The sequence below is a fragment of the Rhodococcus sp. A14 genome (assembly GCF_011603105.1).
Lineage (GTDB): Bacteria > Actinomycetota > Actinomycetes > Mycobacteriales > Mycobacteriaceae > Rhodococcus_F > Rhodococcus_F opacus.
Genome location: NZ_JAAOQS010000157.1, coordinates 1 through 17,425, shown reverse-complemented (window position 1 = coordinate 17,425; position 17,425 = coordinate 1). Strand labels below are relative to the sequence as shown.

General features: G+C 64.5%; 21 protein-coding genes. 16 read left to right on the top strand and 5 right to left on the bottom strand.

The annotated features are described in order from the left end of the window. The 5 genes from G9373_RS41960 to G9373_RS41945 all read right to left on the bottom strand — a co-directional run. Positions 1–845, bottom strand: an 845-nt coding sequence (locus tag G9373_RS41960) for a wax ester/triacylglycerol synthase domain-containing protein (RefSeq protein WP_277346743.1), incomplete at its 3' end; no start/stop codon positions are given. Positions 846–980: 135 nt separating this feature from the next. Further along, positions 981–1,283, bottom strand: coding sequence for a hypothetical protein (locus G9373_RS47265; RefSeq protein WP_346842917.1), 303 nt, complete (start codon positions 1,281–1,283; stop codon positions 981–983). Beyond that, a complete protein-coding gene (locus G9373_RS48430) occupies positions 1,187–1,813 on the bottom strand; it encodes an aldehyde dehydrogenase family protein (RefSeq protein WP_242322588.1) in 627 nt (208 codons plus the stop codon). Before G9373_RS48430 ends, G9373_RS47265 begins: the two co-directional genes overlap by 97 nt. Positions 1,814–2,231: 418 nt before the next feature. Next, complete coding sequence (locus G9373_RS41950; protein ID WP_167120833.1) at positions 2,232–3,257, bottom strand: acyl-CoA dehydrogenase family protein; 1,026 nt, start codon at positions 3,255–3,257, stop codon at positions 2,232–2,234. Next, positions 3,257–4,408: an acyl-CoA dehydrogenase family protein gene (locus tag G9373_RS41945; protein WP_167120831.1), complete on the bottom strand. Its 1,152-nt coding sequence runs from the start codon at positions 4,406–4,408 to the stop codon at positions 3,257–3,259. Before G9373_RS41945 ends, G9373_RS41950 begins: the two co-directional genes overlap by 1 nt. A 319-nt stretch (positions 4,409–4,727) precedes the next feature. Between G9373_RS41945 and G9373_RS41940 the strand changes: the two genes are divergently transcribed. The 16 genes from G9373_RS41940 to G9373_RS41865 form a co-directional block, all read left to right on the top strand. After that, the gene (locus G9373_RS41940) at positions 4,728–5,180 is read left to right on the top strand and encodes a MaoC/PaaZ C-terminal domain-containing protein (RefSeq protein WP_005256873.1); all 453 of its coding nucleotides are present in this window, start codon (positions 4,728–4,730) and stop codon (positions 5,178–5,180) included. After that, positions 5,177–5,626 (top strand): hypothetical protein, encoded by a 450-nt coding sequence (locus G9373_RS41935; RefSeq protein WP_167120829.1) that lies wholly within the window; start codon positions 5,177–5,179, stop codon positions 5,624–5,626. Before G9373_RS41940 ends, G9373_RS41935 begins: the two co-directional genes overlap by 4 nt. Continuing rightward, the gene (locus G9373_RS41930; RefSeq protein ID WP_005256876.1) at positions 5,623–6,324 is read left to right on the top strand and encodes an SDR family oxidoreductase; all 702 of its coding nucleotides are present in this window, start codon (positions 5,623–5,625) and stop codon (positions 6,322–6,324) included. The genes G9373_RS41935 and G9373_RS41930 overlap by 4 nt, the downstream gene beginning before the upstream one ends. 201 nt (positions 6,325–6,525) lie before the next feature. Then, complete coding sequence (locus tag G9373_RS41925) at positions 6,526–7,698, top strand: LLM class flavin-dependent oxidoreductase (RefSeq protein WP_005256877.1); 1,173 nt, start codon at positions 6,526–6,528, stop codon at positions 7,696–7,698. A gap of 28 nt (positions 7,699–7,726) precedes the next feature. After that, positions 7,727–8,122, top strand: coding sequence for a RidA family protein (locus G9373_RS41920; protein ID WP_005256878.1), 396 nt, complete (start codon positions 7,727–7,729; stop codon positions 8,120–8,122). Between the two features lie 5 nt (positions 8,123–8,127). Then, positions 8,128–8,976: an amidohydrolase family protein gene (locus tag G9373_RS41915; protein ID WP_005256879.1), complete on the top strand. Its 849-nt coding sequence runs from the start codon at positions 8,128–8,130 to the stop codon at positions 8,974–8,976. A 64-nt stretch (positions 8,977–9,040) separates the two neighbouring features. Beyond that, a complete protein-coding gene (locus tag G9373_RS41910) occupies positions 9,041–10,387 on the top strand; it encodes an MFS transporter (RefSeq protein WP_005567543.1) in 1,347 nt (448 codons plus the stop codon). Positions 10,388–10,427: 40 nt separating this feature from the next. Continuing rightward, complete coding sequence (locus G9373_RS41905) at positions 10,428–10,823, top strand: RidA family protein (RefSeq protein ID WP_231137710.1); 396 nt, start codon at positions 10,428–10,430, stop codon at positions 10,821–10,823. Positions 10,824–10,854: 31 nt separating this feature from the next. Continuing rightward, positions 10,855–11,637 (top strand): enoyl-CoA hydratase-related protein, encoded by a 783-nt coding sequence (locus tag G9373_RS41900; RefSeq protein ID WP_037203666.1) that lies wholly within the window; start codon positions 10,855–10,857, stop codon positions 11,635–11,637. A 12-nt stretch (positions 11,638–11,649) separates the two neighbouring features. Continuing rightward, positions 11,650–12,144: a flavin reductase family protein gene (locus G9373_RS41895; protein WP_005256892.1), complete on the top strand. Its 495-nt coding sequence runs from the start codon at positions 11,650–11,652 to the stop codon at positions 12,142–12,144. A 35-nt stretch (positions 12,145–12,179) separates the two neighbouring features. Continuing rightward, positions 12,180–12,710 (top strand): NAD(P)H-dependent oxidoreductase, encoded by a 531-nt coding sequence (locus G9373_RS41890; protein WP_167120827.1) that lies wholly within the window; start codon positions 12,180–12,182, stop codon positions 12,708–12,710. Further along, positions 12,707–13,039, top strand: a complete 333-nt coding sequence (locus G9373_RS41885) for a carboxymuconolactone decarboxylase family protein (RefSeq protein WP_005256894.1) — start codon at positions 12,707–12,709, stop codon at positions 13,037–13,039. Before G9373_RS41890 ends, G9373_RS41885 begins: the two co-directional genes overlap by 4 nt. A gap of 180 nt (positions 13,040–13,219) precedes the next feature. Then, the gene (locus G9373_RS41880; RefSeq protein ID WP_231137709.1) at positions 13,220–13,864 is read left to right on the top strand and encodes a TetR/AcrR family transcriptional regulator; all 645 of its coding nucleotides are present in this window, start codon (positions 13,220–13,222) and stop codon (positions 13,862–13,864) included. Positions 13,865–14,362: 498 nt separating this feature from the next. Next, positions 14,363–15,883: a GMC family oxidoreductase N-terminal domain-containing protein gene (locus tag G9373_RS41875; RefSeq protein WP_054248617.1), complete on the top strand. Its 1,521-nt coding sequence runs from the start codon at positions 14,363–14,365 to the stop codon at positions 15,881–15,883. A gap of 129 nt (positions 15,884–16,012) precedes the next feature. Further along, positions 16,013–17,134 carry an LLM class flavin-dependent oxidoreductase gene (locus G9373_RS41870; RefSeq protein WP_005567537.1) on the top strand — a complete coding sequence of 374 codons (1,122 nt, stop codon included), beginning with the start codon at positions 16,013–16,015 and terminating at the stop codon, positions 17,132–17,134. 99 nt (positions 17,135–17,233) lie between these two features. Then, positions 17,234–17,425, top strand: a 192-nt coding sequence (locus tag G9373_RS41865) for an aldehyde dehydrogenase family protein (protein WP_167120825.1), incomplete at its 3' end; no start/stop codon positions are given.

The following is a 17,425-nucleotide window of genomic DNA, read 5'->3' as shown; positions in this document are numbered from 1 at the left end:
CCCGCGCACATCGTCAGCACGATGTCGTTGATGGTGGCGTCGGCGTGCTTGGCCAGCAGGCGGATCCGTTCGAGGGGGAAGGACCGGGCGGCGACGTGCCGGGCTCCGCTGATCGGCACGTTGAACAGGGTGTGCGGTGCGGTCAGCGACACCGCACCGCCCTTGCCGTGCAGGGCGCGATCCACGGTGCCGACCGCTGCGGGCAGGAGTCCGGCCATCTCGCCGACCGCCGCGCGGGCGGCGTCCCACGCCATCGTGGGCAGTGCCGAGCCGAGCCCTCCCGACACCGCGACGCCCGCGTCCGGCACGGCCGTCAGCGGGTTTCGGGGTTGCCAGGGTGTGGGCATGTTCCGACGGTGGGGGTCCTCGCTCATGCTGTCGCGGAGCAGCCTCATCGCGGACGCACCGTCGGCGAGGGCATGGTGGATCTTGGTGTAGATCGCGTAGCGGCCGTCGGCGAGGCCCTCGATCAGGTGCATTTCCCACAGGGGGCGGCTGCGGTCGAGCAGGGTGCCGTGCAGCCTCGACACCAGGGTCATCAGTTCTGCCATTCCGCCCGGCTGGGGCAGGGCGTCGCGGCGCACGTGGTGTTCCAGGTCGACCTCGTGGTGCGGAAGGGTGTCCCAGCCCCACTGGCCGAGCGACGTCACCGAGCGGCGGGCCCGCTTACGGAACGGCGCCGCCACCTGGTCACCGATCAGCGCGGCATCGAACATCGCGCGCACATCGGCCGCCGACGCCCCCTCGGGTGGCGTGAACACTGCCAGGCCGCCGACGTGCATTGGATGCTCGCGGGACTCGCCGAGCAGAAACAGTGAATCGGTCGGTGCCATCGGCAACAGCATGTGGTGTCCTTACCGTTCCCGAACCCGGATCCACCTGCGCGGATCCGCTCCCCCCGGAACTGTTGTTCATGTCTGTGTAGTGGTGTCGCAAAGTAACGTTTAGATGTGGTTCATATCACAAACCGGTCTCGCTGTTTATGTTCTACAGCACAACCACGCTTTCCGCCACATGCACAAATGTCCAACAGGACGTATGGGACGGCCCTCCCACACGCTCACGGATGCGGTCGGATCAGACGCCCGTGTCAACGGTCTTCCCCCAGGTGTAGAAGTCCACCGCGCTGCGACCCTGCTCCCGGAACGTGTTCGTGGACGAATCCTCACCCCGCCGAACGGCACATTCAGGTCGAGCCCGGCGGTCGGGCGGTTGATCTTGACGACGCCGGCCTGCGCCCGGGCCGCGAAGTCCGTCGAGCGAGCGAGGCTGTCGGTGCAGATCCCCGCGGTGAGTCCGTAGCGGGCAAGGTGGGTGGCGGACAGGGGTGTGAGTTCGGCGGGCTCGAGCGCCACCGTGTTGCCCGAGACGAGTGTTCGCGGCGGGTGGTGACGCTGGTTCCGGGCAGTCCGCTGGGGAGCATCTCGCCGGTGGCCGTCCACCCGAGGGAACCGAAGAACCGCAGCACGTCCACGGCGCGCGTGACTTCGCCGCGGGCTTCGGCGAGGGTCTTGTCTTCTTGGACGAGGTCCGCGGCCACAACGGAACCACGTTCCTGCAGCAGGTTCGCCGCCGTCATGAGGATGGCGCCCCGGGCCGGTGCGGGGAGGGCGGCCCACGCCGGCTGGGTTGCGGCGGCGGCCGTGACGGCGGCGTCCGTGTGGACAAAGCACCGCGTGGTGCTGCAGCTGCCTCGAACAGTGCGGATCGGCGGTATGTGGGGCGGTGTCTGCTGCTCAGACCGGTGAGCTACCGCGCGTTGTGGGTGCTGCCCAGTGTGGCCGCCGGCGCGGATAGGTGGAGGAAAGCGCACGGACGAGATGCGGATCGCAGCGAGTACCCTGCACTACTGCCCATAGCCTGTCGACGAACTGGTGCTCGGTGATTCCGAATGTCTGGAAGACAAGCTCTGCGGGAACCCTGCCATAGGGAATCCATTGCCGAGCGAGGGTGATGAGTTCGCGTGCTTCGCGGGGTAAGTCCTGGCAGTCACTCATCGGGCGTCTTCCTTTCTGGAGCCGTCGCTGTCTCTCGTGTAGAGGCCGCCAAAGGCGTCGACCGGACTTCTCGGCTCAGGTGAGGAAGCCGGGCTGGTCGTGGCAGTCCAGAACTCGAACTCTCGCGCGGCTACACGAGTGTGCGCGAGAACGCGAAAGACTTCCGTAATTCTCCGTGCAAGTGCGAATGTCATTCGGCACTACTCAATTCATTGGTCATTGGCGGCCGGAAGACTATGCGGTGACGAGGCACCACAGGTTCTGTCGGCCTGCCGTGATGGATGCGGTGGTGAGCATGTCGTCCCAGTGGTGGAGGGAGCCGAACTCGGAGCGCCACGCGAGGGCAGGTTGGGTGAACTCGTGCAGGCGGTGCTCGCGGGTGGTGCCGATCGCTCCGTGCACCTGGTGGGCATTGCGGACGACGGTGGATGCGGCGTGGCCGGCGCAGGAACGGGCAACGGCGACAAGGACGTCGAGGTTCGGTGCGGACCAGTCGGTGCGGACGGCTTCGTTCAGGGCGGCTTCGGTGGCGGCCCGGGTGAGTGCGGCTTCGGCGGCGATATCGGCGACGAGGTTTTGTATGGCCTGAAACTTCGCGAGCGGTCGCCCGAACTGGGTGCGTTCGGTGGTGTGCGTGATTGACAGGTCGAGGATGCGATCGAGCGCGGCGCTCGTCTGCACGGCTCGGATCAGTGCGCCGCGCAGGAGTAGTTGGTCGACGACCGCGTCAGCTATCGGAGTGCCCGAATGGGCGCTGTCGATGGTGACGGTGTCTCTGGGTTCGCCGGCGATGTTGGCGTCCGGCGTGATGGTGAGCATGTTCGTCTCGATGTCGGCGACAACGTACGTGTGGGTGTCGCGCCAGACCGTGACGATCTTGTCGGATTGGGCGGCCCAGGGCACCCGGTGGGCAGTTCCGGTGTGATCGAGCAGGCAGACGGTGCGGCGGGCGTCGTCTGCGGGAAGCCCGGCGGTATCGAGCAGCCAGCCGGCGAGCAGGTCGTGTTCGGCCAGCGGGATTCGGACGCCGTTGGCCGCGGCGGTGCGGAGCAGTTCCGCGGCTTCGAGCCATCCGGCTCCGCTGCCGCCGGATTCCTCTGGTCCGGTGAGGCGGGTCAGGCCGAGATCGGTGAGGTGGGACCAGAGGATCGGGTCCCACGTAGCGGTATCGGCGTCAGGTTCCTTCTGGTCGCGGTAAGCGACGAAGACCGCAGACATCATTTCCACAAGATCGGGGTCGACAGTGGGCGGGGTCGTCATCAGCGCATTCCCAATCCCCGCGCGATCACGCCGCGCAGAACTTCGTTGGTGCCGCCACGAAGGGTGAATCCGGGGCGTTGGGCGGCGGCGTCATCGATCATTGCTCGGTAGCGGCGGGGGGTCGGACCGGTGTCACCGGTGATGACGTCGGCAAAATCGGCGATGTCGCCTTCGGTGGTAGTTCCGAGGACTTTGACGACGGCCGCGGCGACGTCGGCGGGTTCGTGGCGTCCGAGGGCTCCGGCGACCGCGGTGGACATCTGGTGCAGCCCCATTGTTCGGGCGAGATACCGGCCTAGGTCGGGGTGTCGGGGTACTGCCCCTGTCCGCATCTGTTCGGCGGTGTCGGCGAGGAGGGGAAATGTGGACAGGAAGCGTTCAGGTCCGCTGCGTTCGAAGCTCAGTTCCGAGGTGACCTGCTGCCAGCCGCTGCCGATGGTGCCGAAGACCATGTCGTCGGCGACGAAGACGTCGTTGAGGATGACTTCGTTGAAATGGTGCCCACCGTGCATCGAGACGATGGGCCGGATGTCGACGCGGGGTGAGCACAGGTCGACGATGAACTGGCTCAGTCCGTCGTGCCGATCTGCGGGGTCGACGGGGGTCGTGCGGGCGAGGCAGATGAATGCGTGGGCATGGTGGGCGCCGGACGTCCAGACCTTGGTGCCGCTGAGGACCCAGCCGTCGTCGACGCGGGTGGCTTTGGTGCGGACGCTGGCGAGGTCGGATCCGGAGTCGGGTTCGCTCATGCCGATGGCGAAGTAGCACTCGCCTCGGGCGATCTCGGGTAGGTACTTCCGTTTTTGAAATTCTGTGCCGTACAAGAGGAGTGACGGTGCAATCTGGCGGTCGGCGATCCAGTGCGCGGCGACCGGGGCGCCTGCAGCGAGGAGTTCCTCGGTGACGACGAAACGTTCGAGGTGGCTGCGACCGTGGCCACCGTACTCGATTGGGATCGTCATGCCGACCCATCCCCGGTCGGCGAGTGTGCGCGAGAAGTCCTCGTGCCAGCCGGTGAGCCAGCTGTCGATCCGCGGAGTGATGCGCCCATCAGCGAACTGGGCGTCGACGAATTGCCGGACTTCGGCGCGTAAGTCGTCCATGTCGTGTGGGTCCGACGCTATGGGCGGAACCAGTCGCGGATCTCTCATTGGAGAATCCCTTCGGTTGTGGCTGAGTCGGTTTCGGGTGTTGCGTCACGTTGCGTACGGTGCCTGCGTGTGCGTCTGCAAACCGGTTGGAATGTTGGTCGAGAGGCTGATCGCCGTATGTCTTGATTACGCACTATGGCAAAAGTGGGCGATATACGCAATGCTGGTAGGTAATTCGGCGTAGGCACCGGGATCTTCCACTCAAGTGCATCTTGATGCTTGACGTACCGACCGGGCGGTACTAAGTTTCCGTGAACGGTAGCCGCTCGGCAAACTGCTTCGAGTCGGAGTTCCGCAATGAATTCTCGAAAGGTGTCCCATGGCCGGACTGTGGTTCGACGACGTGGAAATCGGAATGACGTTCGAGACTCCGCGTCGCACTGTGACGGAGGCGGACGTGGTCAACTTCGCCGGAGTGTCCGGTGATTTTCATACTCTGCACACTGATGCGCAGACTATGCGCGAGAGTCAGTTCGGCGAACGGATCGCTCACGGAGCGCTCGTTCTGTCGATCGTGACAGGCCTTCGGGGCCGGCTCGGAATCTTCGACGACACCCTGGTGGCGTTCGCCGAGATTCGTCGCTGGCGCTTCGTGCGTCCGGTGCTCATCGGCGACACGATTCGCGCGGCCAACGAGGTCGTGGAGCTGACTCCTACGTCGAAGCCCGACCGTGGCGTCATGGTCCAGCACGTGCAGGTTCTCAACCAGCACGATGTCGTCGTACAAGAAGGAGAGATGGTGGCATTGGTGAAGCGGGAGGCGAAGGTATGAGGGTCCGCGCGGACGACCCGCAACTCAAAGAGGTGTTGACCGGCGCCGGCCGTGCGGGAACAGACCCCCGTGACGGTCTCGTATTCGTCGCACGGACTGGTCTTCGTGAATGGGCGGAGACCGAGGACGAACTGGCTCAGGCGTTCGACATGACCCGGGAGACAGTCGCGGCCGGTGGTGCAGTGGTCTACGTCGTGCGCTCGGCCGCACTGCTGGGACGTACCGAACCGCTGGACGCGGCTGTCGCAGCCGGCCTACTCAGCGGCGCACGCGCACTCGCGCTCGAGCGCCGAAAACACAACGGCTACTCGACGGTCGTCGCCGTGGCCGACGATGTGGAACCGAAGTCGGTTGCCGATGCGGTGGATCTCCTCGTCGCCACTCGCGGGGCCAACGGTCACGCCTTCGTACTCGGCGAGGAACATTTAGGAGCAGCTCTGCCATGAAGATTGCAGTGGTCACAGGCGCGGCCCGGGGTATCGGCTTCGAAATTGCCCGGCGCCTGACGAAGGACGGCTACCGCCTGGTCCTGGTAGACGTGGATCCGAGGGTCGGGGACAGCGCAGCATCGATCGATGCCACGCCAGTGAAGGCCGACATCGCCGATCCGGAGGGCCGTGCGCAGATTCGCTCCGCAATACGGTCCGAAGAGGGGCAGCCGACCCTGTTGGTGAACAACGCCGGTATCACGCGCGATGCTCTGATCGGCGACATGACCGAACCGAACTTCCGACTCGTCAATCGAATCAACCTGGGCGCGACCTTCGAGTTGACGTCCGAACTGGCCGACGAGATCGTCGATGGTGGCGCGGTGGTCAATATCAGCTCACGCGCATACCTCGGCAACGTCGGCCAGTTCAACTACGCCATCTCCAAGGGCGGCGTAGTCGGTCTGACCCGGTCACTGGCGTTGAGCCACGCGCCGCGCTTGCGCGTCAACGCCGTGGCACCGGGCTTCATCGCCACCGACATGACCGATGCGGTACCCGCGAGGGTGCGTGACCGCATCATCTCGCGCATTCCGCTGCAACGCCCGGGCAGGCCCATCGATATCGCCGAAGCCGTCGCTTGGTTGGGCTCCGACCAGGCGGCATATGTCACGGGACAGGTATTGCCGTGCTGCGGAGGTCGCAGCCATGGCTGAAGGCGGTCATGGCAGATACGTAGTGCACAGGTAGTGGATAGGTAGTTACCCGCTGGCATCGGGGCTGGCCCCGCAGGGACCCTCGTGTGATGGTCGTCACGGAAGGGCGCGGTGTGATGTCAGCCCTCGAAAACCGGTTGAAGAAACGACGGTCGTTCTCGTCGGGAAGCGGCGGTCGGCCACAGAGACTTGGAGTGAAATATGAAACTGGATTTGCTGTATGCGTTGACGAATCGTTCGGGCGAGTTGTCCTGGCATGAGGTGCTGGAGGCGACGCGGCGACATGCCGTGATGGCGGACGAGCTCGGATATGACCGTATTTGGTTGGGGGAGCATCACTTCGATGTCGACGGGACCGATGCGAGCCCGAATCCGATCATGCTGGCGACGGATCTGGCCGCTCGGACGAGCCGCATCCGGTTCGGGATGGCGGCGGTATCGCTGACCCTGTGGCATCCGCTGAGGGTGGCGGAGGATCTCGCCATCCTGGACCACTTCAGTGACGGTCGTCTCGATGTGGCGTTCGGTCGGGGAATTCTGCCGATCGAGGTGATGAACCTCAATCCCGAGGCAAACCGCTGGAACGGCAGCGAAAACAGTTACGGGATCTTCGACGAAAACCTCGCGATCGTGAAGGGGATCTGGACCGACCGCCAGTTCAGTTGGAAGGGGCCGCGCTACACATTCCCGGAGCCGGGGACGAAGTTCATCCACTCGCCCGGTGCGCCCGATCCGGAAGGCTGGGTCGGCGATGACGGCATGCTTCAAGCGTTCGGGATCACTCCGCAGCCGTACCAGCAGCCGATGCCGCCGCTGTTCGCGGTCACCGAGACTGTCGAGGGCTTCCGGCGCGCCGCTCAGAAGGGTATGAAGCCGATCACCTGGTACCCCACCGGTCAGGTTCTCCACAACCTCTGCGAACTCTATCGCGACGAGCGGGCCAAGGTCACCGGCGTCACCCCGGCACTCGGCGAGGATGTGGGCGTGCTGCGCATGGCATACGTCGCGGACACGGACGAGGAGGCGCGTCGCATCGCTGAGCCGGCGGTGGTGGAGTTTTTCGAGCTTATCTGCCGGGTTCGCGGTATCGGGGTCTTCCTCGACGCCGACGAGGACCCGAATGATCCCAAGTACAAGGCGATGGCTCCCTGGGATCTCATGTTCGATCGTGATCACCTCTTCATCGGTTCGCCGGACACCGTGCTCGCGAAGATGACGCGGATGACGAAGTCGCACGGCATCCAGAACTGGCTGTTGCAGATGGGCGTGCCGGGCATCGCACACGAGGACATCGACAGATCCCTGAAACTCTTCGCCAGCGAGTGCATGCCGGAACTCCGCACACTCGATTCCACGGCTGTCGCCGCGAACTGATCCACCGGATCCCACCGAAGGAATACTCATGACGGAATACCTCAACCCAGGCAACCTTTCCTACCCTCGATTCGGAATGAATCCGGGTGTGGCGACCAAGGACTACGTGTTCTGCGGCGGCATGGCGCTGGATCTGGAGACGCTGGCGCGTAAGCCGGAGGCCGACACCATCGCGAACGAGACGAAGATCGCGCTGGAGGAGATCCAGGGGATCCTCGAGACTGCCGGCTGCACGCTCGGGGACGTGGTGAAGACGACCTGTTACCTGGCCGACGATTCGTATCGCAAGGAGTTCTGGACCGCGTACACCGAGGTCTTCGGGGAGGGCCCGTACCCGGCGCGCACGACGCTCGTCGTCGGCATCGCCGGCGACTGCCGCGTCGAGATCGACGCCGTCGCGCTCCGGCCGAAGAGACAGGGATAGCCGCGATGCCCGAGCGCCCGTTCACCGACTGGCACACACACATCTACCTGCCCGAACACCTGGGCCCGGTATGGACCGACCGAGGAACCGAGCTCGTCGGGCGGCCGGGCTTCGGCCGCGCGGACCTCGCCGAGCACACCCGGGTGATGGCGGAGTCCGGTGTCGAGAGGTTCCTGGTCCTCGGCCTGCAGGTGGCCCGGATCGGGATGAAAGTGCCGAACGACTATGTCGGCGAGTACCTCGACGCCAACCGGGAACGGGCGATCGGGGTCGGCAGCGTCGACCCGACCCAGCCCGGCGCGGCGGACGAACTCCGCCGCGCCGTGCGCGAATACGGCCTTCACGGGGTGAAACTCTCACCCCCGTATCAGGGTTTCCATCCGCACTGCGACGAAGCCTACGAGGTCTATCGCGCTGCCGCTGATCTCGGCATCTTCCTCATGTTCCACCAGGCGAGTGTGTTCGCGCCCGACGGGTGCAACGAATACGCGTACCCCATGTTTCTCGACAAGGTCGCCCGCGAGTTCCGGGACACGAACATCCTCGTCGCCCACTTCGGGAAGCCGTGGATGAACGAGACAGTCGAACTGATGATGAAGAACCGCAACGTCTTCGCCGACGTATCGACGCTGCCGGTGAAGACCTGGCAGCTCTACAACGGGCTCCGACTCGCCATCGAGGGCCATGTCACCGACCGCCTGGTGTTCGGCTCCGACTTCCCGTCATTCTGTCCGAAAGAGTCCGCCGATCAGTTCCTGGCGATCTCGGAACTCGACATGCCACTCCCGATCCCACACGACGTGGTCGAGGACATCCTCTACAACCGGCCGCTCGACATCATCCTCCCGAAATAGCCCCCACTCAGCGGGCCGATGTGATCACCAGCGATCCACCCCCGCCCCGAATCCGGAGACCGCAATGAGTACTCTCGACGGCACTTCCTCCCCAAGGGCAACTACGGACAGGCCCAACGACGATCTTGTTCGCCAACGGCGCCGCGTCTATATCGCCAGCGCGATCGGCAGCACGATCGAGTACTACGACTTCCTCATCTACGCGACCGCGGCGAGCCTGGTGTTCGCTCCCGTGTTCTTCGCGGGATCGTCGCCGGCCGTGGCGCTGATCGCCTCGTTCGGCACGCTAGCCGTCGGGTACCTCGCCCGCCCGCTCGGTGGAATCATCTTCGGCCACTTCGGCGACCGGTTCGGCAGGAAATCCTCGCTCATCTGGACGCTGAGCATCATGGGGGTGGCAACCGTGTCGATCGGATTGCTGCCGACGCCCGACAAGATCGGCGTGCTCGCCCCGATCCTGCTCGTGGCGCTCCGTCTCATGCAGGGAATCGCCGTCGGCGGTGAATGGGGCGGCGCCGTGTTGATGGCTGTCGAACATGCGAACACGAAGTCCCGCGGATTCTACGGCAGCGCAACCCAGATGGGAGCCTCGGCCGGACTCCTACTGTCCTTCGCGGCCTTCGCAGCGCTAGGCGGGCTCTCCGAGGACCAGTTCCTGTCCTGGGGTTGGCGTCTACCCTTCCTCGTGACGGTCGTCCTCGTCGGAATCGGCATGTACATCCGGGTCGGCGTACGCGAGAGTCCCGTCCTGCTGGCCGAGAAGAAGGAGCGTAGCGAAGAGGAGCCGCGCCGCGCGCCGCTGTTCGCGCTACTTCGGGAACGCCGGGGTCGCGTGCTGCTCGGAATCGGCGTCTACGCCGGACCGTTCATGGCGTACGCGGTGGCGACGTCACTGCTGGTGACGTACGCGCACAAGGACTTCGGGATCCCGCGCCAGACGCTGCTCAACGCGATGATGATCGGTACGGCTGGCATGCTTCTCACTGTCCCGTTGTTCGCGTGGCTCTCCGACCGATACGGCCGGCGACCGGTCTACGTCACCGCAGCCCTGCTCACGGCGATCCACGCGTTCGCGATGTTCCCATTGGTGACGTCGGGAAGCTTCCCACTGATCCTGCTCTCGTATGTCATCAGCATGACCGTGCTCAACGCGGCGGCGAACGGCCCGGTCCCCGCACTGCTCGCGGAGCTGTTCCCGACGGCGTCCCGCTACACGGGCGTATCCCTGTGCTACCAATTTGCCGGAATGATCGGTGGCGGACTCGGCCCGCTCCTCGCTGCAACCTTCATCGCGCCGGGAGGCCCGGGCAGCATCGCGGTTTCCGTGATGATCTCCGCGCTGTGCATCGTGGCCGCGCTTTCTGTGAGCGCACTCGGTGAGACCCGGACCGTCGATCTACGCAATGCGTGATCACTGCAACCGAATCGTACAAACGAAAGACGAGGTCGAAATGATCGACTACTTGAATCCAGCCGACCTGGGAGATTTCAGTCCGCAGGGGCTGTCGTCCGGTACCGCGACCGACGTGTTCGTCTATGCCGCGGGCCTGGCGATCGACCCTGAGACCATGGCGAGACGTCCGGAGGCGGAGTCGATCGCCGACGAGACCCGGATCTGCCTCGAGAACGTCGCCAGAATCTTGGCGGACGCAGGCCTCACCCTGCGCGACGTCGTCAAGACCACCTGTTACCTGCAAGACGAGGCATATCGCTTCGAGTTCCTCGATGCGTACAAGGGCGCTTTCGGTGAGGGACCGTACCCGGCGCGGTCGACATTCGTTCTCGGTATCGCCTCGAACCTGCGCGTTCAGATCGAAGCCGTAGCGGTACGCCCCGATGCCGGCTGAGTCGACCGGAACCTCGCAGAAAGACTGGGAAATGACAGAATTCGACAAGATTCGCATCGAGCGGCACGACGACGGCGTCCGGGTTCTCGTACTCGACGATCCGGAGAAGCGGAACGCCATCGGCCCAGACATGCGACTCGAGCTACTCGAAGCGGCGGAACAGCTGTCCACCGACACTGAAACGCGGTGCCTGGTGGTGACCGGATCCGGGACCTCGTTCTGTGCCGGGGCGGATCTCATGGCGATCTTCGGCGTGAACGGCGCGACTCCCTCGAGCATGCGGGCCCGTCAACTGTCGTACTACGAGAGCTTCCTGTGGTTGCGCGAGCTTCCGTATCCGACGGTGTCCGCCGTCAACGGTCACGCGATCGGTGCCGGGTTGAATCTCGCGCTGGCATGCGACATCACTATCGCCGGACCGAACGCCAGATTCGGTGCCACCTTCGCGAAGTTGGGACTTCATCCGGGAGGCGGATGCACCTATTTCCTGACGGAGAGGCTGGGGCGGGGACGTGCACTGCGCACGGTTCTCCGCGGCCGCACACTCGACGGCGCGCAAGCCCATGACGAGGGACTCGCAGACGTCTACGCCGATGACCCGCTCGGAGAAGCGTTGACTCTCGCACATTCGGTCGCGGATCTGCAGCCGTCACTCGCTCGTGACATGAAACAAGCCGTGAATCTCGCCGCCGAGAATTCCTTTGACGTGACGGTGGGATTCGAGTCCTGGGCTCAGGCAGCCAGTGCGTACAACCCCGGTGTCCAGGACGCGATTCGCGCCGCGGGCCGCACCACGTCATCCCGATCCAGCTAGGAGAAACGAACGATGATCGACCTGGGCAAGTTCAAGGACATCATGGCGTATGCACCAGGCCCCGCCACAGTCGTCACCGCCACCGGTGACGACGGCAGGCATCAGGGTTTGACGATGTCCGCGGTGTGCTCTGTCTCCCTGGATCCCCCGCTCGTCCTCGCATGCCTCGACCACGGGTCGAACACCCTGCAGGCGGTGCGTTCGTCGGGATCGTTCACCGTCAACTACATCGCCGACGGCCACGAGAGCGTCGCGCTGGCCTTCGCGGTCAAGTCGGACTCGAAGTTCGACGGACATGCATGGTCGGCCCCGGACGGAGGACTGGGCGGGCCGGTGCTCGCGGAGAACACCGCGGCGTTCGCAGTGTGCCGGGTCGAGCAGATGGTCGAGGCCGGCGATCACACGATCGTGGTCGGTGCCGTGGTCGACGGGGGAGTGCGCGAGGATTGCCATGCCTTGGCCTATGCACGCCGGGCCTTCTTCACGGCCGTCGGATCGCAGGTATGAACCGATACTCGTTGACGATGAATCGAGGAGAGTCCATGGCGCACAGCGATATCACAGTCGGTGTTCTGGTCGGAAACCCACGGCCGGCGTCACGCACGGCAACCGTCGCAGCGGAAGTGGGCCGACAGGTTGCCGATGCGGTCGGAGGCAGGGTCGGCCCTGTCGTCGATCTGGCGATGCACGGCGGGGCCGTTCTGGACCCCGACTCCGCGACGGTGCAACGTGACATGGAGCTCGTCAGCGGAGTCGACATCCTCATCGTGACCTCGCCGACCTACAAGGCGACCTACACGGGCCTACTCAAGGGCTTCTTCGACCGTTTCGGCTCCGTCTCACTCGACGGTGTCTCGGCGGTGCCCGTGATGGTGGGCGGTGCTGCACACCATGCGATGGCGGGCGAGTTCCATCTCCGACCGCTGCTCGTCGAACTGGGTGCCGTCGTGCCCACTCGGAGTCTCTACGTCGTGGACTCCGAACTCGACCACCTCACGGACACGGTCAGCACCTGGCTGTCCCGAGAAGGCGCCCCGCTGGCGAACGCGCTGCGCACCGCGCCGGCGCAGTGAGCACGGGACGCCCAGGCCCTGCCCGAGCGGCACTCGGTTCGTTCGCTCCGAAACTGGCAGAACTCACCGACGACACCCTGTTCGGCGACATCTGGACACGACATGAACTGACACCTCGGGACCGAAGCCTCGTCACGGTCGCTGCCTTGATCGCGCTCTACCGCTCTGACCAGCTTCCCTTTCATCTGCGCACGGCACTGGACAACGGCCTCACAGTCGAAGAACTCGTGGAGGTCGCCACTCACCTCGCGTTCTATTCCGGCTGGCCGACCGCCATGACGGCAGTCCAGATCCTCCGGGACCTCCCCGACCCCGAAGACTCTCGATAGGTTCGTCGGACGGTAATATCATGCCGACTGGTACGGATGTATACTGCGAGAGTGCGTGAGGCGTTGTGCAGTGCGCCGGCGTGCCCGTAGCATCGCGCCTACCCGCTTCGTGCAGAGTGCTCGAGATGGATGGCGCACTCGGCGATGAATGGCGAGCTGAACAGCCAGGGAGGAAGTTTCGTGGCGAGGCCGAAGGTTTCGAGTGGCAAGACGAGCGGCCGTAGGGTCCGCGACCCCGAGGGGGCTCGGCGTGCCCTGCTCGAGAACGCGGTTGCGCTCTTCGAGAGGAACGGGTACGCGGCAACGTCTGTCCAGAGCATCGTCGATGCAGCGGAGCTGACCAAGGGCGCCTTCTATCACCATTTCGAGAGCAAGGAAGACCTGCTCTACCGGGTGCACGACGAGTTCATCAACTATCAGCTGGGGCGTGCGCGCAGTGTCATGGCAGACAAGGAACAGAGTCCGGATCTGATCCTGCGACGACTGATCACCGAGGCGTTACTCGAACCGATGTCGATCTACAAGGCGGAGATCACGGTGTTCATGCAGGAACGGAAGTTCCTGCCCACGGACGTCTTCGCCGAGATCCAGCAGAAGCGTGACGAGTTCGAGCGCTTCTTCGTCGACGTGATCGAGCGCGGCATGCAGGAGGGTGTGTTCCGAAAGAAGGGCCCGGCACGACTGGTGGCATTCGGGATCATCGGCATGGGGGCGTGGACACACGTCTGGCTGGACCTGAAGGGCTCGGTAACCCCCCGCGAAATCGGCACCATCTACGCCGACATCCTCATCGACGGACTGATCGAGCGACCAGCGGACGCCTGAGCTGCACTCCTCGACCACCCGGCCTCCACGAATGTCCCTTTGTGGAGGCCGTGCTCGTTAGCGCCTACCGTGATGCGGCGGGTTCGCGGTATCCGGGTGAACCGCGGTCCCAGCGGTATCGTCGCGATCTCTTGACCCCCTGACGCGTAGTGCGGTAACGTCATCTCACAACGGTACGTACCGCCCGGTTAGTATGTAAGCACAGATGAACTTCGTTTTATCTGTTGAGCCGGCGTCGCGCTTCCTGGCTGGAAGGCGTTCCTCTGTTGTCGAGAAGCCTCACGCACCGGACGCGCTCCAGCCTGAATCAGTGACTTCAGGCGGTCGTTCCCCGAGATATCCGAGATCGGCGCTCCCTTCTCGAGAACGATGAGAGCCCCTCTATCCGTACGACATTGAGGATGGATCATGTCAGCAGAACTGCTCGGTGAAGTTCCGAACGCGAATACCGTGACGGCAGGCGCGGTGCAGCCGGTCGGGGTCGGGCGGTAGAGCATCATGGACTCCTACGACTACATCGTCGTCGGCGGCGGAACCGCCGGGTGCATCCTTGCCGCGCGACTCACCGAGGATCCTGAGGTCCGGGTCCTGCTCCTGGAGGCCGGCGGCTCCGAGCGACGACCAGACATCGAGAACCCAGGTTCCTGGCCGAGTTTGGCCGGCAGCGAGCTGGATTGGAATTACGCGACGGTTCCGCAGAAGGCTCTCGGGCGGACGGTCCCCGCGACCCGCGGCAAGGTCCTGGGCGGCTCGGGCTCGATCAACGTCATGGCGCACCTGCGGGGACACCGAGTCGACTACGACTCGTGGGCCGCGGAGGGCGCTGAGGGTTGGGACTATGACTCGGTGTTGCCCTACTTCATGCGCTCCGAGGACGTCCCCGACGGCGACCCCCGATTCCGGGGTCGGGGCGGACCACTGGCGCCGCGGCCGATCGACTCGCCCCACCCGTTGTCACTCGCCCACGTCGAGGCCGCGCGGCAGGCGCAGCACGCCGTCGCAGCAGACCTCAACAGTGGCGAGTTACTCGGGGCAGCGTGCCATGAGTTGCTGATCAGCGGGAACCGGCGACAGAGCACCGCGAGTGCCTACCTCAGGCCGGCGCTCGGCCGGACAAATCTGACAGTTCGCACCGGGGCGATCTGTCGACGCCTCGTCATCGTGGGCGATCGCTGTCGTGGGGTGGAGTACACCTGGGACGGTCACTCGATCCGGTCCGCGTCGGCCGGCGACGTTGTCTTGTGCGCCGGTGCAGTCGATTCCGTGCGGCTGCTGCTACATTCGGGCGTCGGACCGGTCCGAGACCTCGAGTTGGTCGGCGTGCAACCGGTGATCGATTCGCCGGAGGTCGGCCTGAACCTGCAGGACCACATCCTGCTGGCGGGAGTCCGGATGCGCGCGGATCGACAGCTGCCCCCACCGAGTGGCAACTACGCCGAGTCGACGCTGTTCGCGAAGACGAACCCGTCTCAGACCCGGCCGGAGCTGCAGATCGTGCAGATCCAGGTCGACTACCACACGCCGTGGCAACGGCCAGCCGAGAACAGTTTCACCTTCGGGATCGGGCACATGCGCCCGCGAAGCCGCGGAAGCATTCGCCTGGCGTCTTCCGGCCCGGAAGCGCCGCTGCTGATCGATCCGAAATACCTCAGCGACCCGTACGACATCGAACAGCTCATCGCCGGAATCGAGGTGGTAAACACACTCGCCGAGACGAGCGCATTCGACGAATGGGGTGGCACTTCCGACGCCCCCGCACTACTTCGCCTCGACCGCCCGGAGTTGGAGAAGGCGATACACGACAGTGTCAGCAGCTTCTTCCACCTTTCGGGAACCTGTCGCATGGGCACTGACGCGACGGCGGTGGTCGATCCGCACCTTCGGGTGCGCGGCGTCAGCGGGTTGCGCGTCGCAGATGCGTCGGTCATGCCGAGCATCGTCTCGTGCAACACGAATGCTGCGACCGTGATGATCGGTGAGAAGGCCGCCGATCTGCTGTGCGGCAGACCCGCGGGGTGATCCCGGGCGCGGTCCCACGAATCAGCTGATTCGACGGTGATTTGCCTCTGGCGCCCCGAGGTTTCGGCCGCTACACTGCATACCAACCGGTCGGTAGGACCGATCGAACTACTCGACGAAGGAGGAGAGATGCACACCGGCATCACTCTCGTATTTCAGAACATCGACGGAAACGTCTCGGACGCGGAGACCTACCGCAACGAGCTGGATCTCGCGCTGCGGGCAGAGTCCGCCGGATTCGATTCGGTATGGACGCCGGAACATCACTTCACTGCTTACGGCATGACACCCGATGTCCCGCAGTTCCTCTCATGGCTTGCGGCCAAGACATCCACGGTCAAACTGGGGACGATGGTGTCCGTTCTTCCCTGGCAGGACCCGGTTCGGACCGCCGAGAACTTCATCCTGCTCGACCATCTCTCGGGCGGCCGCTCGATGCTCGGCATCGGCCGAGGACTCGGCCGGGTAGAGTTCGACGGCTTCCGGGTGGAGATGGGCAAGTCCCGCAGGCTCTTCGCGGAGTATGCCGAAGCGATCCTGAACGGTCTCGAGTCCGGCGTCATCGAAGCCGACGGCGAACTGTACAAACAGCCGGCCATGGACCTGCGCCCCGCGCCGTATGCGTCGTTCCGCGGTCGCACCTTCGCATCGGCGGTGTCTCCGCAATCAATCGACCTCATGGCAAGTCTGCAGGTCGGGCTGATGGTCATCGCGCAGAAGCCCTGGGACAAAGCCGAAGCCGAGATGCGCGACTACCGTGCCCGTTACCTCGAGATCAACGGCGAGGAGCCGGCCAAGCCGATCATCTGCGTCTTCGTCGGAGTAGGAGAGACAGAAGCCGAGGCCCGGCAGATGCGCGATGTTTACCTCCGGCGCTACGCCGAGTCGACCGTCGAGCACTACGAATTCGACAACGTCGGATTCGCGAAAATTGAAGGCTACGAGTACTACGCAGGGCTGAGCCGCAACATCGAGAAGCACGGAGTCGACGGCTTCTGTGACTTCCTCGCCGATCTCCAGGTGTGGGGAACGCCGGATCAGGTCGTCGACCGGATTCTCGAGTATGTCGATCGACTGGACGCGGGCGGGGTCCTGATCGCACCGTCCTTCGGAGGCATGGCGCCCGAAGTGTCATCCCGAAACTTCGAACTGCTCGCCTCCGAGGTGCTTCCGCGCCTCAAAGCCCACGATGTGGGCGGCGAACTCGGTGTTACCTACGGTGTCGACCGAACACTGACGCCGACGTCATAGCAACTCATCGGCTTCTCGGGGCCGAACCGTCCATACGTGTGCGTCGAGTCGGCGGCACCTACCAACGATTTTCGAGTAGTGAGGGTTTGAATAGTGACAATGACCGATGTGGATTTGACGGCTACGTGTTTGATTGGTGGTCGGTGGGTGCCGGGGTCGGGAGTGGATGCCATCGAGGTGTTCAATCCTGCGACGGGGCGGGTGATTACGGAGTTGGTGCCGGCGTCGATTGAGGATGCGGAGGCGGCTGTGGTGGCTGCGTCTCGCGCTTTCGCCGACTGGGGTTCGCGG